Source organism: Oryzibacter oryziterrae (assembly GCF_021864535.1).
In the GTDB taxonomy this organism is placed as follows: Bacteria; Pseudomonadota; Alphaproteobacteria; order Rhizobiales; family Pleomorphomonadaceae; genus Pleomorphomonas; species Pleomorphomonas oryziterrae.
Map to the genome: position 1 here is coordinate 300,263 of NZ_JAKJIC010000002.1, position 16,523 is coordinate 316,785.

9 protein-coding genes are annotated in these 16,523 nt (G+C 61.3%); 5 read left to right on the plus strand and 4 right to left on the minus strand.

Going from position 1 to position 16,523, the window contains the following annotated elements; genetic code table 11:
* Positions 1 to 26: 26 nt before the first annotated feature.
* The 5 genes from L2I41_RS03790 to L2I41_RS03810 all read left to right on the plus strand — a co-directional run bounded on the left by L2I41_RS03790 (position 27) and on the right by L2I41_RS03810 (position 8,582).
* Positions 27 to 371: a hypothetical protein gene (locus tag L2I41_RS03790; RefSeq protein WP_237152179.1), complete on the plus strand. Its 345-nt coding sequence runs from the start codon at positions 27 to 29 to the stop codon at positions 369 to 371.
* Between the two features lie 605 nt (positions 372 to 976).
* Positions 977 to 3,010, plus strand: coding sequence for an anti-phage protein ZorA-like protein (locus tag L2I41_RS03795; RefSeq protein WP_237152180.1), 2,034 nt, complete (start codon positions 977 to 979; stop codon positions 3,008 to 3,010).
* The gene (locus tag L2I41_RS03800) at positions 3,010 to 4,071 is read left to right on the plus strand and encodes an OmpA family protein (RefSeq protein WP_237152181.1); all 1,062 of its coding nucleotides are present in this window, start codon (positions 3,010 to 3,012) and stop codon (positions 4,069 to 4,071) included. The genes L2I41_RS03795 and L2I41_RS03800 overlap by 1 nt, the downstream gene beginning before the upstream one ends.
* Positions 4,068 to 5,465 (plus strand): EH signature domain-containing protein, encoded by a 1,398-nt coding sequence (locus L2I41_RS03805; protein WP_237152182.1) that lies wholly within the window; start codon positions 4,068 to 4,070, stop codon positions 5,463 to 5,465. The genes L2I41_RS03800 and L2I41_RS03805 overlap by 4 nt, the downstream gene beginning before the upstream one ends.
* A 9-nt stretch (positions 5,466 to 5,474) precedes the next feature.
* The gene (locus L2I41_RS03810) at positions 5,475 to 8,582 is read left to right on the plus strand and encodes a DEAD/DEAH box helicase (protein ID WP_237152183.1); all 3,108 of its coding nucleotides are present in this window, start codon (positions 5,475 to 5,477) and stop codon (positions 8,580 to 8,582) included.
* Positions 8,583 to 8,666: 84 nt separating this feature from the next.
* Here L2I41_RS03810 and L2I41_RS03815 read toward each other — a convergent pair whose 3' ends face one another.
* The 4 genes from L2I41_RS03815 to L2I41_RS03830 are packed head-to-tail and all read right to left on the minus strand — an operon-like array spanning position 8,667 to position 16,519.
* Positions 8,667 to 10,733: a 3'-5' exonuclease gene (locus L2I41_RS03815; RefSeq protein ID WP_237152184.1), complete on the minus strand. Its 2,067-nt coding sequence runs from the start codon at positions 10,731 to 10,733 to the stop codon at positions 8,667 to 8,669.
* On the minus strand, positions 10,730 to 11,641 hold the full coding sequence (locus L2I41_RS03820; RefSeq protein ID WP_237152185.1) for a thermonuclease family protein: 912 nt from the start codon (positions 11,639 to 11,641) through the stop codon (positions 10,730 to 10,732). Before L2I41_RS03820 ends, L2I41_RS03815 begins: the two co-directional genes overlap by 4 nt.
* A 34-nt stretch (positions 11,642 to 11,675) precedes the next feature.
* Positions 11,676 to 14,573 carry a site-specific DNA-methyltransferase gene (locus L2I41_RS03825; RefSeq protein ID WP_237152186.1) on the minus strand — a complete coding sequence of 966 codons (2,898 nt, stop codon included), beginning with the start codon at positions 14,571 to 14,573 and terminating at the stop codon, positions 11,676 to 11,678.
* 20 nt (positions 14,574 to 14,593) lie between these two features.
* Positions 14,594 to 16,519 carry a DUF262 domain-containing protein gene (locus L2I41_RS03830; protein WP_237152187.1) on the minus strand — a complete coding sequence of 642 codons (1,926 nt, stop codon included), beginning with the start codon at positions 16,517 to 16,519 and terminating at the stop codon, positions 14,594 to 14,596.
* Positions 16,520 to 16,523: the final 4 nt, after the last annotated feature.

Genomic DNA, 16,523 nt, shown 5'->3' on the forward strand with positions numbered 1-16,523 from the left:
ATTTCCTAGGACGCCAGGAATACGAAATGAAGAGAGCTACCCAAAAATCGACGGATGCTAACAAGCAACGGGCATACCGCAAGCGTCAAAAGGAAAGCGGCGTCCCAACGGCCAACGTGGTCGCTATGGCCACCTTCCGGTTTATAATGTCGGACACATCTCCTCGCAAAAAGAAGCTTCGCGACCGAATTGCTGATCAAGTCAACGACTACCTTATCCGCCGACATCCAGAACTGACTTCACGCGGCGTCGAATATCGCTTTTACGAAATGATCGAAGAAGCCAACCGCATCCGTGCTCTCGGCTGGTTTGATTCCGATATGGGTAACGGCGATACCGAACTCAGTAACGGCGATACCGATGAAAGTTAAGCTAGTCCCCCCGTTACTCCCTGAAACGCCGTTACGGATTGAATCGGATGTATGGAGCTTTTTTGGAGAGGCGTGGACAGTCGGATCGTCGAGAACCGATCGGCAGCCAAGTGATTGCGGGTGGGGGGTGCCAAGTGGCTAACTAGGCAGGGTCTTTGCGTCTTGGCAAGATGTATAGTGTTCTCAAGTTTTGGAACTTGAGTTCCAAAACCTTGTGGCGGATGCATCCAGTCCCTTGTTAGGAAAGTGAGAACACACTTCTAAGATCGCAGAGGGCAGTGCGAGAAACTGGTGAGTTGGCGGTATCGTCAGTGGAGCGCGATCGCCGCCTTTGCATGCAGTGACGAGCCGGACTTGAAGCGAATAGTCCCAATGAGTAAGTACTACACCACGTTCTGAAAGCAATTTAAGATTGAGTATATACTTTAGGTTGTATGTCGGGTATTGTCGTCGGTTCCGACCTCAAGGAATTTGATCAAATTTTTCATTCAACCACAGCCATGTTTGTTTGCAGCGGAAAAAATCTGTCTTATTAAGGTTGCCACAATTGTGGGTGGCCGAATGCGCTGTGTCATGGAGCCATAGCTGCAGGGATGGGTGGCATCTTGGATTTGTTGATTGGCCTCGGTAACAGCGCCCGCTTTGGCATCATGTATGTCGCGCGGTTGCTGACACAGGAATACGTCCCCGGCTTGGTGGCGGTGGGACTTGGGTCGCTGCTCCTATTGGCGATGGTGTTGTTTTCTCTTGAGGCTTGGCGTCGGCGCTCGGCGTTGCAGTGGCTGCATGATCAGATCGTCGGGGCGGGCGGTGCCGCTGAGCTGAAGGAGCGGGTCGAAGACATCAAGGAACGTGCGGACCGGCGCAGCGGCGGGGCCGCAAGGTCCGTCGCCTTTGCCTGGTCGGAATACCGCGAGACATTCGTGGACCACGACGAAAATGGCGTGGCGGTCTTGCGTAATGCGGTACGACCCGGCGCGTTTTTCAATCTTGATGACCTCCGGTTCGGCCCCGGATTCTGGCGCGTCGTGCCTGGCCTCTTTGTGACGGCGGGCTTGTTCCTGACTTTCCTGGGGCTGATTTCAGCTCTCGCGTCCATGGACCTGACGACGCCGGACAAGATCACTGAGTCGCTCAAGACGCTTCTTACGATTGCATCGGCCAAGTTCATCATGTCCTTGACCGGGCTTTTTTGCTCGATTTTCTTCACGATTGTGCTGCGCGTTGGTCTTGGGCGGGTGGACGCGGCAATCCATCGTCTGTGCGGTGCAATCGAAGACCGTCTGAGTTACATCAGCCTTGAAGCCCTCGCCGTGGAGCAACTGCGGACCATCCGCGAGCAGCGCGACAACTTTCGTCAGTTGGGCATGGACATGGTCGCCGAACTTGGCCGGCCGCTTCGCGAAGAGTTGCCGCTTGCCATTTCCAACTCGATCCAGACGGCGATGGGGCCGCTGTTCCAGCAGGTCAGTCAGCTTGGCACCGACAACATGGGCAGCATGGTCAAGGATCTGTCCGCCCGGTTCAGCGACGATGTCGGCCGTGCACTGTCGCAGGCAAGTGAGAGGCTGATGGTGGCCGGCGACCGGATCGCCCAGCTCTCTGAGCGGATGGATAGCAGTTCCGGCCGGATGGGCTCGGAGATGGATGCCGCAGTGACACGACTCGCGCAGGCCGTGGATGATCTGCGCAGTTCCATGGGGGCAACCGCGGAGACCGCCAGCGGCGCATTGAACGCCGGTGCCGATCGGATCCTTTCGGTCATGTCCGAAACGCTTGAGGGAATCCGCAGCAACACGGCGCAAGGGGCGAACTCCATGCAGGAGGCCGCGCAGGAAATGCGTGCGGCCGCAGAGGGCTTTCGCAAGGAGATCGAAACGGCCGCCTCCACCGGGCGTGAAGCGGCTCGCGGCCAGATGGAAGAGGCCAGCCGGCAGGCAAGCGAGGCCATTGGGGGTGCTGCTCAGTCGCTATTGTCGTCCTTCGGCGCCACATCCGCGGAGATCGCGCGCCTGGCCGGCGAACTGACGGCCAAATCCACCCAAGACCTGCTGATGCCTCTTGATCGTGCCAGCGAGAAGTTCAGAGGCCTTGTTGCAAGTCTCGCTGATGGCACAACGAGCATGAACCGGCTGGCCGACGGTGTGAAAACCGCAGCCGATAGTGTCGAACGCGCCTCCGGCCAGCTCAGACAGTCCTCGCAGGATCTCGTCAATGCCACGAGTCCGGTGCGTGGTAGCGTTGAAGCGATCGAAAACTCCATGCGGCTCCTGGGGCAGAGTACCGAAGCGGCGTCCAGCGTCGTGGTACGGTCCGCAGAACAGACGGCGCGGAGTGCAGCCGACGCGCTCGCCTCCGCCGTGGAAGTTCTCGGGGGGCAGCGAAATGCCATCGAGACAGCACTGAACCATTCTCTTGCCATACTCGATCGGCTCAAGGGGCAGGGGGAGCGCTTTGACGAGATTGACGAAAAGCTCGGCGTTGCCTTCGACACCTATACCACCCGCGTCGACACGGCCGTCCGCATGCTCTTCGATCATGTGAAGAAGATGCAGGACGAATTGGCGCCCGCCCTTGGCACGCTGCGTACGGTCGTTGAGAGCGCCGAACAGTTCATCCCGCAGAGCGGGAGGCGTTAATGCGCGCCGGCGGCCGGCGCGCGGAGCGCCATGAGGAGGAAGAAGAGTCCGCCTTCGTATCCATGACCGACATGACGGTGAGCTTCCTGTTCATCGTCATGATCCTGCTGGCCTTTTTCGCGTCCCAGCTCCGATCGACCGACACGGTTCCGCGCAAGGACTATGAGCAGGTGACGGCGGAACGTGACGATGCGATTCACAAAATTCAGGATCTCCAGCAACAGATTGAACGACTGAACGCCGAGGTTCGCGACGCCGAACAGCAAGTTGAACAGTTGAAGGCGGCGGTTCGCAATAACGAGCAGGAAATTAATCGACTGAAGTCGGAGATCCGCGCCAGAGATGAAGAATTGGCCCGCAAAGTCGCCGAGATCAAAAAGCTCAACGACCAGATTGCCGAACTGGAGCGTCAGCTCGCTGCACTGAAACCTGAGAACCGGCTTGAGACCTATCTGTCTGCCGTTGCCGATCAGCGCCGCCAGATGTTGGAGGCCTTGCAGAGCCAGTTGAAGATCGACTTTCCCGATCTCCAGGTGATCGTCAGCGCCGAGATGGATGCACTGCGGTTCAAGGGCGATGGCCTGTTTCAAAGTGGGTCCAGCGAACTGGCTCCCGACAAGAAACTCATAGTCGAGGCCATCGCCGGTCGGCTGAATGAGCTGCTCCCGTGTTTCACCTTCGGTCCGAAGGCGGCTTGGCGAGCCGAGTGCAACCGGGCCGGCGCCGTCATTGAAGCCATCCAGATCGAGGGTCACACGGACTCGACCGGAGATGACAACGCAAACCTGACTCTGTCGACAAGCCGGGCCAACGCAACCTTTTTTGCCATGGCCGCAAGCCGTCCCGATCTCGTCGACTTCCTCAACACGCGCAAGCAGCCGGTGCTTTCGGTGGCTGGCTATGGCGAGATGCGCCCTGTCGAGGACAACTCCACAAAGGAAGGGCGGGCGACCAATCGCCGGATCGATCTCAGGATCATCATGTATACGCCGCGGTCCATGGAGGAGATCGAAGCGGTTCGCAATGCGCTTGAGAATGGCATCGGGAGTGCCAAGCCATGACCGCCTCCTCTCCTGACGGTGACGGAAGAGCCCAGGCGAAGCGCCCGCGCTGGAAGGTGGTCGCGCCAGACATGGAAGCACCACGGTTGCCAGAACCGCTGCCGCTTCGCGCGGCAAAACAGGCCATCCTTGATCGCTGGCCGGACAAGCTGCGTCCGCCGAAGGTCAATCTCGATCAGTTGGTGGCCGAGATGCTGGACCGCGTCAATCGATGGGATTTTCGCAGCTGGACCATCGCACGGACGCTCGATGCCGCCCACGCCTGCTTTGATAGTCAGCGGCGCGAACGGCCGGATCTGGCGCCGCTGCGCCAGTTCTATGCCAATGAAATTGCCGCGACGACCAGCGAGAGTTTCCTTGATGGCATGATGTTGGTCTACATCGGCAGTTTCGTGCCGAGCGCGTCGCACACGCGCCAGCTGGGGCGGGCACTGAATGCGGCGCGTGCAAGGCTCGGGTCCCGGTGGGCAAATCTCCTCAAGGCCGTGCCAGGCATTTTCGACGGCGAGTCAGCCCCTACCCAGATCGCCGGCATGATGACGCATATGCGGGTGCCCTGGGAGGAACTGCCACAGATCGACATTCGATCGCCGCACGCGCCGGGGCTGATGGATCACGTCCATCGCGCTTACGTGGCCCTGATTGCGCCTGGGCTGCGCGAGCCGCGCGAAGTCGACAAGCTGTTGGCCTGGATGAAGCCGGAGGGCGAACAGGTGAGGTCCTCCGGTGGCGCCGAAGTCATTCAGGCGCTCCTCTCGCATTGGATCAGCAGCGAACCGCCGGAGGCCTTGCGCAAGCATTTGGTCGAGCGTCTGACCGAACTCTTCGGTGATCCCCGTATGTATCAGGGCGCCGCATGGGCGGGCGTTAAGCAGGAAGCCATTGATATCTTTTTGCGCTGGATCACGGGCGCCAACATCGATTTCTTCATGGATGTCCTGTCGCAAGTCGAGAGTAGCCGCATGTGGGCACCACGCCGGCGCTTTTGGATGCAGCTCTACAAGCAGGGTCGGATCGATGCAGCCTGGGTTGCCTTCTCCGGCAAGGGCGATTTGTTGGCGCAGAAGCTTATGAAGCTACAAGGACGCCGCAGCGGCCTTGAGTTCGGCAGGCAGGTTGCACGTGCCGATACGTCTCTCCTAATTCTGAAGAGTGGGAACAAGATCATCGTCGAAGGCTCGCACAGCTATCGCATCCACATCTTTCGAGATGGTGAGACTGAAGCGCCGCGGCTTTATCAGAAGATCTACGATTGCGACGACATCATGCGGAAATCTGATCGGCGCACCCGTGGTCTGTCAAAGGCGCACCAATGTCTATGCGCGAACGGAGGTTACCCCTCTCGCTGCCCTGGACGCTGTGCCTGGCAGGATTGGGTCAACGAAAACATCTAGGGGGCAGGGGTGGCCTTTGATTTCTCCTTTGATGCGAACGGCGTCACTCTCTCGCTGAAGCCCGAGAAGCAGGGGCTCTTGTCTGGCCTGCTGAGACGGCAACGTCAGCGCGACCTCACCAGGCTTCCACCTGACGACCGCGCCTTGCTGGTCGCTGTCGCCGACCTGAAGGCGCTGGCAGCGGAGAGGGGGGACGACAGCCTGGTCATTGATGCCCAGCAGATCAGACTGTCTCATGCCTTGGCAGCGGCACTCGATGGGGCATCCGCCGCCATGCTTGGCCTGCCGCCAATGGTTGACCTGACGCTGGCGACGGACGCTGAAGGCATCGTCGGCTCTCCCAACTTCCGTTTGCGCTATCGGTGGCTGAAGAACGGCAAGTCCATCACCTGCCGGCGGGAGGGCGCCATTGTGACCGTTGGCGACAGCCCGAAACGGCTCCCGGTCTGGATGATGGGCGCGCTCGACATCGCCGACGGTTTCTCGCCCGGCACGGATCTGACCAGCCACTGGGCCGCGCTGGGCCGGTTTCGGGAAGCGCTGGATCCCGGCGTAACGGTCGGAGCTCCAACACAAGCCGCGCGCTCGTCCATGTCGGATTTCCTTGCGCGGCTGACAGTCCGTGTTGCCGACCGTTTTGCCATTGCCGCCGATGCCAACGGCGACGACTTCGAGGTCGTGCCCTTCTCAGGTCGTCATCTTCAGCGTGATGGCTATGAGGCCGACGCCCTAGTGCCAGAAGCCGCCAGTGAGTTGGAGGGCGACGAGCTCACGGTCTTTCAGGCTCGCGTCGTCGAACGCGGCGCACTGCCGGCCTACCGGCTGAGCCCGGGTAGCTATCTGGTCGTCGACAAGGCGGCCGCCCCGGCGCTGGACGTGATGGCGCGCAAGCGTCAGGCATCCGTCGCCGAACGGCGCGCCTTCATCCGCAATCCGCGCGCCGACATTGCCGCGGCCATCGAAGCGTCCTTGCGGGCAAGCGGCGACCTTGACGGCCTGTCGCCCGAAGCGGAAGAGGAGGCCATTGAGGCCGCCGCTGCGCCGCTCTTCGTCGAGACGGAGGAGTTCTCCGAGCGCGTGAAGGGCATCAAGGTCTTCGAAAAGGCCAATCTCGACATTGGGCCGGGCAGCGGCACCACCTGGCTTCCCGAAGTGTTCACCCAGACCATACTCGAAGCGCTGGCGACGGCCACGACCCAGGAGGTCCGGCAGCTGACCGCGCAGGTGGCCGAGGCGGTTGCCTCGGGTGAAACATCGGTGCCCTTCAGTGGTGTTGACGTGCCGGCCCGGCCCGAGACCCAGGTTGCGCTTGAGGCGGAAGTGCGCCGGCGCGAGTTCGACGAGGCCGCCCAGCAGGATTATGTGGCCGACATCGAGCAAAGGCAGGGGCCGATCGTCCTTGACGCGGAGACCAACTTCGAGGAGCTGACCTATCTCGCCAACGTCAAGCCGCGACAGGCGGTGGTCGCCGAGGAGGTGCCGGCCGTCATCCGCACGCCGCTGAAAGCCCATCAGGTCGATAGCTTCCACTGGCAGCTTGCCGCCTGGAAGGCGGGGTTGCCGGGTGTTCTCAATGCCGATGAACAGGGCTTGGGCAAGACGTTGCAGACCATCGCCTTCATCGCCTGGCTGAAGGCGAACATGGCGAAAGCCGGAGGCGCTGCGGCGCGCCCTGTGCTGATCGTCGCGCCCACCTCGCTGTTGCGCAATTGGGAAAAGGAAGTGCAGCTGCATGTGGAGGAGCCCGGCTTCGGCTCGATCGTCCGCCTCTATGGCGCCTCCGTTGCCGCCCGCAAGGCCGTCGGCGCTCACGGCAAGGACACCGACCGTGGCGAACAGACGCTGGACTTGAGCTCCCTGCATGAGGCCATCGCCGACGGTCGGGCGCACCGCTATTGGGTGCTGACCACATACACGACGCTCACCAACTACCAGCATTCGCTGGCCCGCATTCCCTTTGCCGCCGGCGTGTTCGACGAGATCCAGGCCATCAAGAACCCTGACAGCCTGCGGGCCATTGCGGCCGAGGGCATGAAGCTCGACTTCCGCATTGGCCTCACCGGAACCCCGATCGAGAACAGCACCATCGATCTCTGGGCGATCATGGACAAGATCGCGCCGGGCTGGCTTGGAACCCTCAAGGATTTCCGCGACCGCTATGCCGCTCCCGACGAGGCCAGCATGCGCGACCTCCATGAACGAGTGTTCCGCTCGCAGCGCGATCTGCCGCCGCTGGCGCTGCGACGCCTGAAGGACGAGGTGGCGCGCGATCTGCCGGCCAAATCGCGCCGGCTGCACCCGCGCCTGATGCCCAATCGTCAGGCGGCGGTCTATGAAGAGGCGCGCGTCAAGCTGGCCGAGGGCGGATTGGGCGCCGCTCTCAAGATGCTGCATCACATCCGCGCCGTCTCGGTACATCCTGCGCTGGACGCGGACGAGGCCGGCCCTGACTTCATCCAGGCCTCGGCACGCCTCAAGGCCACCTTCGACATCCTGCGCCGCATCCGGCAGCGCGACGAGCGGGCGCTGGTGTTCATCGAGCACCGGCGCATGCAATATCGCTTCATCGAACTGGTAAAGGCGGAGTTCGGGCTCGACAGGGTCGACCTCATCAACGGCGACACGCCCATCCCGCAGCGGCAGGCCATCGTGGACCGCTTCCAGGGCGAGGCGGGCGGCGCACGCGGCTTTGATCTCTTGGTGCTCGGCCCCAAGGCCGCTGGCACCGGCCTGACCCTGACCGCGGCAACCCACGTCATTCACTTGTCCCGGTGGTGGAACCCGGCGGTGGAGGAGCAGTGCAACGATCGTGTCCACCGCATCGGCCAGACCCGGCCGGTGACGGTGCATCTGCCCATGGCCATCCATCCCGGCTATCGGGAAAACTCCTTCGACTGCCTCTTGCACAGCCTGATGCAGCGCAAGCGCCACCTGGCCGCCGCCGCGCTCTGGCCCATGGGCGACGATGGCGGCGACGTGGCCGCCTTGCAGCAGGGACTGCAGAGCCAACAGTCCGCCAGCGCGGCCGATCCGGTCTGGTCGGCGATCGGCGCCATGTTCAAGCGCGACGGGGTACCACTGGGAGAGCCGGACGCGGACGGTTCGGTGGCTATTTGAGCCTGGGCTTTGAGGCCTCTGCCGCTTCAAGCGACAGATCCTCAAAGCCCAAACATAATGGGAGACGCTTTGTGATTCGCCTTGTCAGAGGAGGTCCGCGAGAAACTCGGATGCAGGGTTCACACCGGAGACAAATAGCCGTTCCCTTGCCCTGGTCGCGGCCACGTACAGCAGATGCCGTTCTGTCGTATAGACTTCTTCCAGATCCGCCTCGTCGGTGACGGTCTCAATGCGGTCCTGGAGCGGAAGGACTTCATCGTCGCACGCCAGCACCGCCACGGCACGAAACTCAAGCCCCTTGGCGTAGTGCATGATGCCAAGGGCGATGGTGTCGGGCTCGTAGCTCACTTTGTCAGACAACTCAGTGGCGCTGACACCAATGGCCTTTGCGACTGAACGGGCACGATGAAGCTGCTGGTCGGAACGGACAATCAGTGCGATTTCTTGCGGCAAATACCCCTCACCGATGAGCCCCTGCACCCAACCGGCGACCGCGGCTATTTCGGCTTCCGCACTCGGGAACGTTGCAACGACCGGCTCCGGACCAGCGAACACGGAAACCGTGCCCTTGCGTTCGTCGCCAAGTCCGTCCACGTCGGTGATCGACGCTGGCAGGAGGCGATCAGCCGCCGTACGGATCTGCTGTGACGTCCGATAATTGAGACGCAACGTTGAGGAGCGCCCGCGCACATCGACTCCCGCAGCTTTCCAAGAGAAGGGCTGTTGAAAGATCCGCTGACCGAGGTCTCCAGCGAAGAAGAGGCCTTCCGGGCGGCTTCGGGCAAGTGTGGCTAGAAACCTGGCCTCAGCGGGGCCAAGGTCCTGCGCTTCGTCGACAACGGCGAACTCGACGGGCGACAAGCCGGAGACGCTCATGTGCTCAGTCAGCCTTTCGAACACGTCGGCCCAGGTCGTCAAACCACGCGTGGCCAAGCCTTCGCGGCATCTTGCAAGCACAGCCCAAAGCGCCTCGCGCTGCTTGGCACCAAGCCTTGTTTTCCGTCCGAGGCGCGGCACGGTGAGGTAGGCGTCGAGCGTCCGGATCTGCCAGGCGTCAGCGACGTCGGTCCATTCATTGATCAGAAACGAGGCCGAATGAGCCAATCCTTCGCCCGCCGCCGCCTTGACCAGCAGCGACCTGATCACCGCTTGCGGCGCGATGTTTGGCTGGCCGAAGAGCTGCGTGTGCAGGTCATAGGCGAAGCCGGTCAAGGACTGAACCTTGATCCTCCGGGCGAGATCGGGCTCGAAAGCGGTGAGAACGTCAAGCCGTGCCTTCAGAGCGTTGGCCAGCGCCTTGGAAAAGGTGGTCAGCAAGACCGACGTGTCACCATATGCCCGGGCAAGATACACGGCGCGATGCAAAGCCACAATGGTCTTGCCAGTCCCCGCTGAACCGGAAACCCGAGCTGGCCCCTTGTAGTCCCGCTCCACCAGTGCCCGCTGCGTTGGATGCAGAAAGACCGTCCACTTTTCCCAAGGAAATTCCAGGGCGCGCGCCAGCTCCTCCTGGCTGGTGATGAGATGGAAGCGTCGCTGCGCATCCGGGTGTGCATACCCGTCTTGCGGCGGCGCACTCGGACCGATCACCTCTGGCTTCTCGCCGACAGCCAGCTTCAGCAACGTCTCCTGCGCCTCCTGCGGCAGGTGGGTGATCACGTCGAACAGTGTCTCTTCGGTTGCCTCTCGCACGGCGTCTACCCAATCGGCGGGGACGCCAAAGCCCATAAGCTCGAACTTGCGCAGGTTGTCGAACAGGCGCACGCCCTGCGGCGGATTGGCGTCAACGCTGCCGGAGCGAGGCGTTTCGGCAACCTCGATCCTCTCTCGAACTTCCACAAGCTGCATGGCGCCGGTGTCGGGATGCCGCTCCAGCCGCCGCCGTTCCGCCCAGCGATAGGCGTCGTCGTGGTGATTGGCATAGGCGAGCAGGACGCTGTCACCGGTCTTGTGCAGGATGAGCCTGAGATCAGCGCTGACCCGCACCGACCAGAAATTCGGATCCTTGCCATTGTCCAGCCGGTGCATGGACAATCCCGGTGCCGACGGGTCCATCTGAAGATCGAAGGCGGTTGTCTTCACCGCCTTCTGCTCTTGCGCAGTCAGTTTACCCAGCGAGGAGGTGAAAGTGTCTGCGATCAGGAAGTTCATGTCAAAGATACTAGCGTGCTAGAAGGGACTAAATTGAGTTTCGAAACCGCCTCAACAACGTTTTGCGGCCAGATCCAAAGCCTGTATGGAGGGGGGATCGCCATATAGTCTTCCTGACCATAAAGAAGTCGGCTCCGCATATCTGCGCAATACCTGCTCCGCCATGCGTGCCTGTCCGTCGCCGATAGCTTTTCTCCTTGCTGCAGCTTCGATGCAATCTCATGCAGCTTCTCGCACATCCGATACTCGTAGCCGGGCAAGCCCATCGGGTTGCTCCATTGGCCGGCATTCGTTGAATAAGCTTGCCATGCTCGTTCAATAAACAGGGGTAGATCAAGCTCGCCGGGAATGTTGGGATACAGAACGAACGAGGCTGCCCAGCCGGACTCAACCAATCCTAGGTTAAAGGTAGCGCGATCAGCTCTCGACATGCTTGCCAACTCTGCCTTATCGAACTGTGGCGCGACATAGGCCAGCAATCGCCCGTAATTATCGAAGGGAGCTTCTGACACCCTTACGAAAACGCTCCGTTTGGAACCGTCGGGCCTTGTGAGACGCGCTTCCACGCTTGCCTTGAACCATGCACTCGCACTTTTGCCTGAGGTATATTGTAGTGTGCCAGCACAGCCAGTCTTCAACTTTGGCAGAATGTACTCGGCAAATCGGGCTGACACCGGCGCCTTGCCTTCTTCGATCCAGCCAGCAAGCTGCAAGAAGTTGGCATCAATGGTGCGTGCCCGCTCCTCGGATCTTGCGGTCACCTCAGGCGTGTCGACCGATAGCATTCGGATCGGCATTTGAATCGTTGGCGTATCACCATCAGTGACATCGATCAGTTTCTTGCTGCCGATATCTGGAGTGTTCATTCCGGCTGGCAGCCAGATAATTCCAACCGCATCTGCGCTCATGTGCCCGCTCCTCTGGTGATCGTTCTATGCCTTTTCACCCCACCGCAAATACCTTCATCACCTCGTCGCCGAGATGGTTGATGACCTTCACCGCGATCCGGCCGGACTTTGGCTTGGGGAAGGGGCGGGAGGTGTCTGAGTAAAGGCTGCTCCAGGCCTCTTCGTCAATCTCTGATTTCAATGTTGTCTTCAGAGCTTTGTACGGGTCGTTGGCGCCGAGGAAATAGGCGTGGCGGACGAAGAAGCTCTCCTCGTTGTAATCGGTGTCGAGCATCCATAAGGCGATGCCGTCGGTCCCCTCCGACACCACCTCGCCGGTCTGTGGCTTGAACACGTCGACGCCCGACACCTTCACGGTGATCTCACCGCCGCCGACATCGGTGATCACCACGTCCGGCTCGCCGAAAACGACGAAGAGGTTGCCCGCGCCGGTCGCCTTCAGGTCCTTGGCCATGTGCAGGTCGGGATTCATGCGCGCCTTCAAGACCGGCACACGGCCGAGCTTGTCGAACTCGGCGGAATGGGCATCGTAATTGAAGGCGCAGGCGATGAGGATGTCGAACCCGGCATCTCCCGCCTCGCGGGCGGCGGCGACGAGATCTGGGCGCGACACTGTGCCGAACTCCGGGCCGATGAAGACGCCGGCGCGACGCTCGCGCTCGCCCTCCATGAACCGCGCCTCGGCGCAGATGAAGTCGCCCGGCCAGCCGATGAGGCTGGTGAAGGTGATGCGATCTTCCTTGTGTGCTTGCTGCACGCCCGCCGTGCGCAGGTTTTCGAGGATCATGTGGGCGAATTCGGTCACGGCGTCGTCGCGACCGATACCCTCAGGCCGCTTCCGCTTGCCTTCTGAGGCTTCCAGGATGTCGATCAGCTCGTCGTCCCAGTCGACGGCCAAAGTCCGGTGCGGGCTGAGGCTCTCCACCGTGAACGGCCCGGCGACGCGGACTTTCGACGTGTCGACATAGGGCTTGTCGTAGAGGTACTCGAACTCGGCCTTGGCGGCGATCGAGGCGTCGATCTCCTTCTGGCGGCCGATGCGCGCCGCCCAGAAGCGGGCGAGCGGCCCCGATGCCGCCTCGGGCCAGTCCTTCGGCGGCTCGCGCGGCACTTCCCAGTCGAGCAGCGCGTCGGTCGGCGCGTCCTCGCCGGAGGGCAGCTTCATCGCGCCGGGTTTGCGGAAGTCGACGAGCTTGCCGTCGCGTCCGCCGGTCGTGACCTTGAACGGTGTGGCGTGGCCCTTCAGGGCGGCATTGAGCTGGACAAGCGCCGCCTCGACCGCGGGCATCCACTTGTCCCAGATCGTGTCGATCTCGGTGTTGTTGGCGATGTCCTTGAGCATGATGTGCGGGACACGCTCGTAGACGAAGCCTAGACGGATATTGCCGTGCGTTGGCGTGGTGCGTGGCACGGTCCGTGTGATTTCGGCCTCCTTACGCAGACCGTCGGGGCTGTCGGCAAGTAGATAGAACGGATACCGGGCGCCCATAAGCCGTGAGCGGGCAAGCGCGACGGCGACGCGCGACGTGTCGATGGTGATCCATCGTCTGCCCCACTGTTCAGCCACATATGCCGTGGTTCCCGACCCGCAAGTCGGATCTAGAACTAGGTCACCAGGATCCGAAGTCATTAATACGCAGCGCTGAACAGCTTTAGTTCCACTCTGGACCACATAGATTTTCTCGTCTGTGAAGCTTCCTGTACCGGTATCTGACCAGTTGTTTCCGATTGCCTGGGCCTTAAAATCATCAATGAATCGAATGTATGTCAGGCTGTTTCGGGCGGTTCCCACCCTAGATGAGCGTTGCAGGCGCTGCATCCCAATCTCCCCGGTCTTCCAGTACCCCTTGCCTGATCCAAAGAGGCGGCCTTCGACTTTGACGGGAAAACTTCCAGGAGGCCTCTGAGAGGTCAAATTGTCATAGCGATAGACACCTTCTGTCGTCCCGGCACTGATGTTCTGATCCATCAGAGGCCGGATCTGGCCATCGGCACCGCGGATCCATCGATAGACACCGGACTTGTCCGTCTCCAGACTTTTCTCGTTCAAAGGAACTCGGAATTTTACGTTGCTCTTTGATTTAGCATACCAAAGAATGTAGTCGGATGTTCCCGCGATAAGCTCAGACGTTTGGCTGGCAGTCTTGACGACCGTTATCTGAGCGCAGGCATTCTCATCCCCGAACACCTCATCCATCACCGCCCGGACGCGATGCACGTTCTCGTCGCCGATCTGGACGAAGATGCTGCCGCTTTCGGTGAGAAGTTCCCGCGCCACGGTGAGCCGGTCGCGCAGATAGCCGAGATAGGAGTGGATACCGTCCTTCCAGGTGTCGCGGAAGGCGCGGACCTGTTCGGGCTCCCGGGAGAAATGGTCCTTCGCCCCGTCCTTCACGTCTCGCGACGTGGTGCTCCACTGGAAATTGCTGTTGAACTTGATGCCATAGGGCGGGTCGAAATAGATGCACTGCACCTTGCCGCGCAAGCCTTCGCGCTCGGCAAGGCTGGCCATGACGGAGAGGCTGTCGCCCGCGATCATGCGGTTCGACCAGTGCTGGTCGTGCTGGTAGAACTCGGTCTTCGCCTCCATGTCCGGCAGGCCGTTGAAGTCGCCAAAGAGGTCGGCCTTCGGCGGTGCCGCCTCGCGCCGCCGCTCCGCCGTCTCGCGCTTCAGATCGTCGATGATGACCTTCGGGTGCACCTTCTCCTGGATGTAGAGCGGAGGCGCCTGGACGATGAGATCGGACCAATCGGTCATGTCCTTGCCGCGCCAGACGAGCTGCGGATCGAGATCGCGATTGCGCCGCTCATAGGCGATCTCGATCGGCGTCTTGTCCCTCGGGTCCATGACGCTCTCGAACTCGGCGGTCGGAATATTCTTGCGCGTGTCGCCGTGCTTCAACGCGTCCACTTCAATCGGCTTCCTGGCCATCACGTCTATCCTTGAGCGTCTTATTCGGCGGCGGCGAGGCCTGCATCGCGGGCGATGTCTTCGGGCAGGTCGGTTTGAGGCTCTTCGGAGGGAGCGACGAGGATCTCGTGGCCGGTCGCGGCGGCGATCAGTGCAAGAAGCCGCTTCTCCCGATCGGCGAGGAAGGCATCAAAGCTGTCGGAGCGCAGCAGCACCGCGTCGATGCAGTGGCTGACCACGTGCTGGTCAAGCCGGTCGCGTGCGAGCGGCGGATCGTCGCCGATGCCGCGCTCCAGCCGGTCGAGATATGCAGATGGTGCAACGCCGCCGATCTTGCGATTGGTGCGGTAGGCGATCGGCGTCTTGTTGATGATGCTGTCGTAGATCGACGCGGGGATCTTGGCGTCGGAGCACCACTTGTCCGGAAAGACGTGGTGGATGTCGACGCTCTCGTCGAAGAACAGCGTTGCGTCATAGGGTTGCCCTGTGCGGAAATCCCTGGCGCCTTGCCGCAGCAGCAGCGCGTTGACGCCCTTGTAGGCGGCAGACAGGCGGCTGTACATGGTGCGCAACCGATCGGGGCGGAAGCGTCCGTCCTTGACGGTCGTCGGCTCGGCGCCGCCATCGATCCAGGCAGGGACCTCAACGACGTCCTTGGCGAAGCGGGAATCGGTCGCCGAGCCATAGAGTTCGCCGAAGATGCCGCACCAGTACCAGCGGGCGAGCTTGTCCTGCACCGCTGCGTGTTCGGCGCGGTCGCCTATGGCCGCGAAGATGGCGGCAAGCGGCACAAGTTGGCTCTGATAGGGCAGGTCAAAGACGCGGTAGATGCCTTGCTGCCGCAGGAACTTCGCCGCCGCCTTGAAGCCAACCTCGACCGCATCGCGCCAGCGCTTGTATCCCTCCAGCGGGAGATCAAGCAGCGACTGCCGCCCCGAGCGGACGGCTGGAAGATCGTTATCCTTCACGCCATCTGCGATGGCTTGCTCCCGCACTGCCTTTGTGTGGAGGAGCGCGATGGCTTGCAGCACTTCCGTCGGCTGGATCTTTTCGAGGACACCGAACTTCTGGTCGGCGGCGCGACCGAACGTGGCAAGGCGGGTCTGGAGGCCGGTCTGACCGTCGGCACCGAACCAGTCGTCGCGCAGCCGATGTCCACGGGCCGCGTACATTGCGGTCACCAACTCGAAAGCGTCCAGCGCCTTGCCCCCTGTGTTGACCTTTTCGAACACGAGACACACCGCCTCGTGCGACGTGTCGGCTCCGAGCGCGATGACCGGCACCTGATAGCTCTTGAAGTTCTCCAGCACTTCGTTCTTGAAGCGAGTGAATGTCGCCTTGTGCTCCTTGTAGACATTCATGTCCCCACCGAATGCTCCAAGCCAGAAGGTGTCGTATCCGTCCTGCCAGGCATCCCAGTCGAAGACGTGGATGAGCGGGAACATCAGGTTTTGGTATTCAAGCTCAGGCGTGGAGAGGTCCATCTCAACGGACTTGTCGAAATTCGTCTTGATCCGCTTGTCCTCGGGAATGCCGACAATGGCATCCTCGCGGTCGGCGTCCGGCGCCAGCGCCTTCAAGATGTCAATGTAGAACCAGCGCTTCACTAGCTTCTGACGAGGCGTGATGGTCGTGACGACCTCGTTGCGGACGCAGGTCTGATACAGCGAAGTCATCCGCTGCTGCCCGTCGAGCAGAAGTTGGTCGGGTTGAACGGCTTCGGTGCCCGGTTTTGCACCCTGCACAGGGCGGCGAGCGAAGGTATCGGCGACGCCGGGCTTCATCTCAAGCGTCATCAACGCCCCAACGGGGAACGCTTGGGAGACCGAGGCAATTAGGCTCTTGATCCTTTCTTCGTCCCAGACCCAGCTGCGCTGAAAGTCCGGCAACTGTATCTTGCCCGCGCCACAGTCGCGTAGTAGTTCATGCAAGTGAACCGGGTTGGTCTTGAAGTTCATGCGCGGCATCGGT

Bases quoted from the DNA above. Each gene is read 5' to 3' on its own strand.
- L2I41_RS03820 (WP_237152185.1), bottom strand. From the start codon at position 11,641: ATGAGCGCAGATGCGGTTGGAATTATCTGGCTGCCAGCCGGAATGAAC.
- L2I41_RS03805 (WP_237152182.1), top strand. From the start codon at position 4,068: ATGACCGCCTCCTCTCCTGACGGTGACGGAAGAGCCCAGGCGAAGCGC.
- L2I41_RS03815 (WP_237152184.1), bottom strand. From the start codon at position 10,733: ATGAACTTCCTGATCGCAGACACTTTCACCTCCTCGCTGGGTAAACTG.
- L2I41_RS03825 (WP_237152186.1), bottom strand. From the start codon at position 14,573: ATGGCCAGGAAGCCGATTGAAGTGGACGCGTTGAAGCACGGCGACACG.
- L2I41_RS03800 (WP_237152181.1), top strand. From the start codon at position 3,010: ATGCGCGCCGGCGGCCGGCGCGCGGAGCGCCATGAGGAGGAAGAAGAG.
- L2I41_RS03790 (WP_237152179.1), top strand. From the start codon at position 27: ATGAAGAGAGCTACCCAAAAATCGACGGATGCTAACAAGCAACGGGCA.
- L2I41_RS03830 (WP_237152187.1), bottom strand. From the start codon at position 16,519: ATGCCGCGCATGAACTTCAAGACCAACCCGGTTCACTTGCATGAACTA.